The 6,720-nt window shown below is 64.9% G+C and carries 7 protein-coding genes; all 7 read right to left on the bottom strand.

Annotation, left to right across the window (positions count from 1 at the left end; all coding sequences use genetic code 11):
- Window positions 1-213 precede the first annotated feature (213 nt).
- Window positions 214-1,251 (bottom strand): hypothetical protein, encoded by a 1,038-nt coding sequence (locus tag JW897_RS23185; protein WP_048415599.1) that lies wholly within the window; start codon window positions 1,249-1,251, stop codon window positions 214-216.
- 11 nt (window positions 1,252-1,262) lie between these two features.
- Window positions 1,263-2,171 carry a flagellar hook-associated protein FlgL gene (gene flgL / locus JW897_RS23180; RefSeq protein ID WP_205467813.1) on the bottom strand — a complete coding sequence of 303 codons (909 nt, stop codon included), beginning with the start codon at window positions 2,169-2,171 and terminating at the stop codon, window positions 1,263-1,265.
- A gap of 10 nt (window positions 2,172-2,181) precedes the next feature.
- Entirely contained in the window at window positions 2,182-3,549 is a 1,368-nt protein-coding gene (gene flgK, locus JW897_RS23175; protein WP_205467812.1) for a flagellar hook-associated protein FlgK, read from the bottom strand.
- An 8-nt stretch (window positions 3,550-3,557) separates the two neighbouring features.
- Window positions 3,558-4,004, bottom strand: a complete 447-nt coding sequence (locus tag JW897_RS23170; RefSeq protein ID WP_205467811.1) for a flagellar biosynthesis protein FlgJ — start codon at window positions 4,002-4,004, stop codon at window positions 3,558-3,560.
- On the bottom strand, window positions 4,004-5,104 hold the full coding sequence (locus JW897_RS23165) for a flagellar basal body P-ring protein FlgI (RefSeq protein ID WP_019102956.1): 1,101 nt from the start codon (window positions 5,102-5,104) through the stop codon (window positions 4,004-4,006). The genes JW897_RS23170 and JW897_RS23165 overlap by 1 nt, the downstream gene beginning before the upstream one ends.
- 119 nt (window positions 5,105-5,223) lie before the next feature.
- A complete protein-coding gene (flgH, locus tag JW897_RS23160; RefSeq protein WP_048415603.1) occupies window positions 5,224-5,874 on the bottom strand; it encodes a flagellar basal body L-ring protein FlgH in 651 nt (216 codons plus the stop codon).
- On the bottom strand, window positions 5,871-6,659 hold the full coding sequence (gene flgG / locus JW897_RS23155) for a flagellar basal-body rod protein FlgG (RefSeq protein ID WP_205467810.1): 789 nt from the start codon (window positions 6,657-6,659) through the stop codon (window positions 5,871-5,873). Before flgG ends, flgH begins: the two co-directional genes overlap by 4 nt.
- Between the last annotated feature and the right edge of the window lie 61 nt (window positions 6,660-6,720).

Genomic DNA, 6,720 nt, shown 5'->3' with positions numbered 1-6,720 from the left:
AAGGCGAACTATACGTCACGACCCCACACCCGTCAACACCTTTTGCGACAAAAACCTCAACAAAAGCGAGCCATGCCGGGCAAACCCTTGATGCGGCAGCGGATATCCATAAAGGATATTAATCAACCCCCGCCCTACTCCCCGCCAGAGCATGAAAAACGGGTCGAAGCTTGGCTTCGACCCGTTCGATTCAATACCTATATAAGAGCGCGATCAGCCCAAAGACAATAGCGACACCACCCGATAGCGGCTGACGCCTATCAGAGCCGGCACCAGCTCATAGAAGTTGCGATAGCCGTCCGGCTGATTCAGCCGCGCATTGAAGTCGGAAACGAACTGGCTGGCCCAACTCTGTTCATTCATATGCGACAGCTGTTCGATGGAATGCTGGGCCTCGGCAATCGCGCTATTGATCGCCGCGCGGGTATGCTGCAGCTGGCCGATGGAACGCACCACGCTCTGCAGCGCCTGACGCACCTGGGCGTGGTCGCCCACTTTCCAGCGTTCCGGCTGAAAAGCTTCAGCCTCGGGCTGCAGCTTGAGCCGCTGCGGGATGCCGCCGGGAAAACGAATGCCGCCGCCGCGCACGGTCATGCGCTCATTGAGCGCGCCCCATTGCGACTCCGGCACGCTGAACGCCAGCTGTCCGTCCTCGTTGATTTCGGCGCGCACGCCGCCGGCGGCCAGGCCGCGATTGAAGCGCCGCAGGATGTCCTCTTCTCCGGTCGCCCCGCCCACTTGCACCGAAGCCGGCGCCGCGCCGGACTCTCCGGTGGAGAACACCAGGGTTTCCGCCTGGCCGCCGGACAAGGCCGCCAGATCCAAACCTTTGACAGTGAAACCCTGGCGCGCGTCGGCAGCCAGATGGAAGCGCAGCTGCCCGTCCAGGCTGCCGCCGCTGGCGGTCTGGCGCTTGCGCCATTGTTCATTGAACTGCTCCAGCTGGCGCTGCATATCGCCCTGGTTCAGCTGGCGCTGGGTCAGTTCGCGGCTGAGGCCTGACTTGACGCTTTCCAGCTGGTCGATCAGGCCGTCGACGAAGGACAAGGCCTGCTGCGCGGAGGTCAGCTGCTCATTGAGCTGGGCGCTGTAGCGCCAGCCCGAAGCCGGCGCGCCGCGCACTTGCGCGGCCGGTTGCGCCTGCGGCGCCGGGGCGCGTTCGATCACGCTGGCCGCGGCGACCGCGCCGGCGTCCTTGCCCCAGCGCTTGCCGCTTTGTTTGACGTTAACGGAGGAAATCGGAGAGTTCATGCCGGACTCGATCAAATCACGTCGAACAGGGACAGCTGACTGACGCGGCCATAGGCTTTTTGGCTGGCTTGCAACGCCATGGTGTAGCCGTTCATCTGAATGAAGGCGTCGGCGTAGTCCAGGCTGCCCAGCTTGGTCATGGTCTGCTTATTGGAAAGGCTGACGTTGTCGTGATTGAGGGTCAGCGTTTTCATGATGTTCTGCGTGCCGCCCAGTTGGGCGATCTTGCTGGAGATGCCTTCCAGCGCCTTGTCGCTGGCGTTCATCGCGCTGCGGATGTCGGCGGCGACGGTCGGATCCTTGTTGTCCAGCGCCGGGTCTTCCAGCCGGCCTATGGTTTTGTCCAGCTGGTTGAGGATGTCGGCCATGTTTTCCAAGGTAACGTTGGAGGCCTGGGTGATGCCGTCGCCCACCACCACTTGCTGCTTGTCGGTATTGCCGGTGAAGCTGTAGCGGCTGCCCGCCGGCTGCGCGGCGTCGTAAGCGAGGGCGGCCACCGCCGGCTTGGAGCCGGAGAACATGTAACGGCCTTCGGCGTCCTTGGTGTTGGCCGAGTAGAACAGACTTTCGCGCAGGCTGCGCAGCGGCGTCGCCATCGCCTTGAGATCGTCCACCGGCGGGTTGTTGGCGGCCGCGGTCAGCAGATCCTTGGCGTCGCGAATGTCCAGGCTGATGCTGTCGAGGATGGACTCGTTCTTGGACAGCGTGGAGCTGAGCGCGCCGATGTTTTGCTGGTACTGGTCCAGCGCGGCCTCTTCGCGCTGCAGGCGCAGCAGGCGCACGCTGGCGATGGGGTCGTCCGACGGCGCCAGCAGCCGATCGCCGCTGGACATGCGCTGCAGCAACTCGGCCAGCGCGGTGTTGCTGGTCTGCATCGCCAATTGCATGGTGGACAGGTATTGATTGCTGGAAACTCGCATGCTGTCTTCCTTACAAGATGGACAAGGTGCTTTCGAACAGCTGGTTCGCCACGCTGATCACCTTCATATTGGCCTGGTACATTTTCTGGAACTCCAGCAGGTCCATCGCTTCTTCGTCGCGATTGACACCGCTTGTATTGTGCCAGCTCTTTTCCGCTTCGGCGCGAATCACCTTGGCGCTTTCCAAACCGGATTTGTTCTGCTTGCTGCTGACCGCCAGCTTGCCCACCATTTGCGAGTAGGCGTCGCCTATGGTGACGGCACCGACGCCGGGCATGGTGATTTTCTGCTGCTGCAGGCCGATCACCGCCAGCAGATTGCTATTGTCGCCGGGCTTAGCCGGATCGCCGGAGAAGCCCAGCTCGGCCGAGGTGATGCCGCTGGTTTTCAGGATGCCGTTGACGCCGGAGGCGTCGTAGACGAATAGCGGCTTGCCCGGCTGGCCGTTGCTGTCGTAGCCCAGCGCCAATTGATCGTTGACGCGCTTCGCCATTTCGCTGGCCAGGGTTTTCACCTGCGCGCGCATCGGGCGCACGGTCTGGATTTCGTATTGATTGAGCCCGCCCAGCTGGCCGCCCAGACCGTCGCCGGCCAGGGTGTATTTGTCCTTGGAGAAGTTCAGCGTCAGCACCTGGCTGCCGTCCGGCTGGCTGGTATTGCTCAGCGTGGCCGCCTGGGTGTCCGCCACCAGCGGCAGGCCGGTCTTGAGGCTGACGTTCTTGCTGCCGTCCGGCTGCGACACCACGCGCACCTCCACCAGGGCGGACAGCGAATCGATCTGACGGTCGCGCTCGTCTTCCAGGCCGGAGGTATTGGTGCCGATGGCCTTGCCGGCCGAGATCTTGGCGTTGAGGTCGGCGATATTGGACACCGAGCTGTTGATCTGGGTGACGGTGGCGGAGCGCTGCTCGGCAATGGAGGCCAGCTGGGAGCCGAACACCTTGTCCAGATTGTTGAAGCGCTGCGCCAGCGCTTCGGCGCTGCGGATCACCGGGTCGCGCATCGCGTCGCCGGACAGGCTGGCGGCGCTGAGCGCCTGGAAGAACTGGTCGAAACCGGCGGACAGGCTGCTGCCGTCGCGCCCCATCACCTGCTCCAGTTGGCCGAAGTAGGGATTCTGCGCCACCAGTTCGCCCTGGCTGGACGCCGCCTGCCACAGCTGCAAGTTTTTGAAGTCGTCGTTGAAACGGCGCACCGCGTTGACCACCACGCCGGAGCCGGAACTGTACGGGTCGCCGCTGCCGGGCATCAGCGCGGCCAAGACCACGCCCTGGCGCGAATAGCCGGGGGTCATCTGGTTGGCGATGTTTTGGCTGACGGCGTTCAGCGCGGCCTGGGAGGCGACGGCGCCGGTCAGCGCGTTGTCTATCATGCGCATGGCGGTTCTTACCTTTTATTCAGCGGCAGCAGCGGCGGCGCGAAAGCGGCCAGGCCCTGCGCGTCCGGCAGCGGGCCGGGGTTCTGTTTATCGCTTGCGACCGGCGCGCCGCCGCTCTTAAGGTGAATATTGCCATCCTGTTCCGGCAACAGCTGCCGCAGGATGGCGTTGGCCACGCCGAACACCCGCTGCTTGGCCAGTTGGTCCGCCACCGCGCCGTCGGCGAAATCCAGCATGTCGCCGTTGATGGAGTTGGCGAAAATGCTGTCTTCGCCGGCGATTTCGCGCGTGGTCTTGCGGATTTGCTTGAACATCTCGCGAACGAACTGGGCTTCGAACTGCTCCGCCGCGGCGCCGGCCTTGCGGCGGTATTCCGGCGAGGCCGGCTGCACCGCCGGCTCGTCCTTGGCGTCGGCCGGCATCGCCAGCGCGGCGTGTATGTTTTGGCTTTCCATCAGATCACCACCAGTTCGCCGTCGATCGCGCCGGCCTGATCCAGCGCCTGCAGTATCGCCATGATGTCGTCCGGCGTGGCGCCGGTGCTGTTCACGGTGTCGATGATGGCGCGCAGGCTGGCGCCGGCCGGCCACTGGAACATGCGGCCGGAGCCCTGGTCCACGTTGACGGTGGAGTTGGGCACCGTGGTGGTCTGGCCGTTGCTGAACGGCCCGGGCTGGCTGACGCTGGGATTTTCAGAGATGACTACCCGCAGGCTGCCGTGCGACACCGCCGCCGGGCGCACGGTGACGCCCTGGCTGATCACCACGGTGCCGGTGCGCGAGTTGAACACCACGCGCGGCACTTCGCTGCCCACGCCGACGTTGACCCGCTCCAGCCGCGCGACGAAGGCGACGCGCTCGGTGGGGTCCAGCGGCGCGCGCACCTGGATGGTGGTGGCGTTGCGGGTGCTGGCCACGCGGCCGAAGCTGGCGTTGATGGCCTTGACGATATTGGTGGCGGTTTCGAAATTGGGCCGGCGCAGGCTGAGACGCACGCTGTCGCCCTCTTCGAAGTCGCTGGGGATTTCGCGTTCGATCGACGCGCCGTTGGGCACGCGGCCGGAGGTGGGCGTGTTGACGGTGACGCTGGAGCCGCTCTTGCCCTGGGCGGAAACGCCGCCCACCACCACATTGCCCTGAGCCAGCGCGTAGATTTCGCCGTTGGCCGCCTTCAGCTGGGTCAGCAGCAAGGTGCCGCCGCGCAAGCTCTTGGCGTCGCCCAGCGAGGACACGGTCACGTCTATGGTCTGGCCGCGGCCATAGCCCGGCGGCAGGCTGGCGCTGACCATCACCGCCGCCACGTTCTTGACCTTGGTGTCGGTGCGTTCCGGCATTTTCAGGCCGAACTGCTTGAGCATATTGGCCACCGACTGGCCGGAGAATTTCACCTGGGAGTTGTCGCCGGTGCCGTCCAGGCCCACCACGATGCCGTAGCCGATCAACTGGTTTTCGCGGATGCCCTCCACCGTCACCAGATTGCGCAAGGGCTGCGCCGTCGCCAGCGTCGCCGCCAGCAGCAGCGTCCATCCCGTTATTTGCTTGATAAAACCGTGCATGATCCGCCCTGAATGATTCTGTGATTGCGCATGCTCGCCCCAAGGGCCGCATACGCGAACGGCGGACGCCCATCAGCGCCCGCCTGTTGTCCCGCCCGGACTCCCCGCCGCTCCGCCGCTCAGAACGGCATCAGCGGGCTGGCGAAGAACTTCATCAGCCAGCCGGGTTCGTTGGCGTCCGACAAGGCCCCGCGGCCGGAGTAGCCGATGCGGGCGTTGGCGATGCGCAGCGAGGACACGCGGTTGTCGGTGTCGATGTCTTCCACCCGCACATAGCCGGCCAGGCGCAGGAATTCCTCGCCCTGGTTCAGCACCAGCTGTTTTTCGCCCTTCACTTCCAGCAGGCCGTTGCCCAGCACCTTGTGCACCACCACGGTCAGCGCGCCGGACAGCATGTTCTGCTGGGTGGAGGTGGAAGAGCCGTTGAAGTCGCGGCCGGCGTCCACGCCCACTTGGGCGCGGAAGGTGGTGTTGCCCAACAAGGACGGCGCGATGTTGGCGCCGGATTTCTTGCCGAAGCTGGTGCCGGCCTTCTTGCTGGCCTGAGTGGTTTCTTCCAGCACCACGGTCAGCACGTCGCCGGGACGGAAGGCGCGGCTGTCCGAAGTCAGCGATTGCGCGCCGGCGACGGTGAACACGCCGCCGCCCTTGCCGCGCTGCGGCTGCTGCAGCAATTCCGGCAAGGCGAATTCCTGCGTGGTCTGCGGCGGAATCGGCTGCGCGCAGCCGGCCAGCAGCAGCGCCAGCGCGCTCAGGGCCAGCAGCTTCATCGGGCCGACTGCGCCAGGTACTGCATCATATTGTCGGCGGCGCTCAGCACCTTGGTGTTCATCTCATAGGTGCGCTGCGCGGCGATCATGTCCACCATTTCCTCCACCACCTGGACGTTGGAGCCCTCCAGCGAGCCCTGCTTGAGCTTGCCCAGCGAGCCGGAGCCCGGCGCGTCGACGGTGGCTTCGCCGCTGGCGGCGGTCTTCTGGAACAGGTTGTCGCCCAGCGCCAGCAGGCCGGCCGGGTTGACGAAGCTGGCCAGTTCGATCTGGCCGGCGGTTTCCAGCGTGCTGCCGCTGCCGCGGGTGTAGCTGACGGTGCCGGTTTCGCTGATGGTGACCGAGGAAGCGTCGCCCGGGATGGTGATCGCCGGCTCCAGCGGCAGGCCCTGCGGGGTGGTGATGACACCCTGATCGTTGCGCTGCAGCTGGCCGGCGCGGGTATAGCCGGTTTCGCCGTTGCTCATCTTCACTTGCAGAAAGCCCTGGCCGACGATGGCCAGATCCAGCGATTGATTGGTGGTGGTCAGCGTGCCCGAGGTGAACACTTTCTGGGTGCCCACCAGACGGGTGCCGTTGCCCAGCTGCACGCCCAGCGGCGCGGTATTGTCCTGATCGGTCTTGCCGCCTGGCTGGCGGTCCACTTGGTAGAACAGGTCTTCGAACACCATGCGGTCGCGCTTGAAGCCGACGGTGTTGACGTTGGCGAGGTTGTTGGCGATGGCGGTCAGACGCGCGTCCTGCGCCTGGATGCCAGTCTTGCTCACCCACATTGCTGGATTCATGTTTCGATTCCCCGATGGTTTGCGCCGTCGGCCTTGGCCGCGGCGCTGTTATTGGAAGGCC

The sequence above is a fragment of the Chromobacterium alkanivorans genome, assembly GCF_016937655.1.
GTDB lineage: Bacteria > Pseudomonadota > Gammaproteobacteria > Burkholderiales > Chromobacteriaceae > Chromobacterium > Chromobacterium alkanivorans.
The sequence above is the reverse complement of the archived record's forward strand: the minus strand, read 5'-3'. Positions and strand labels throughout refer to the sequence as shown.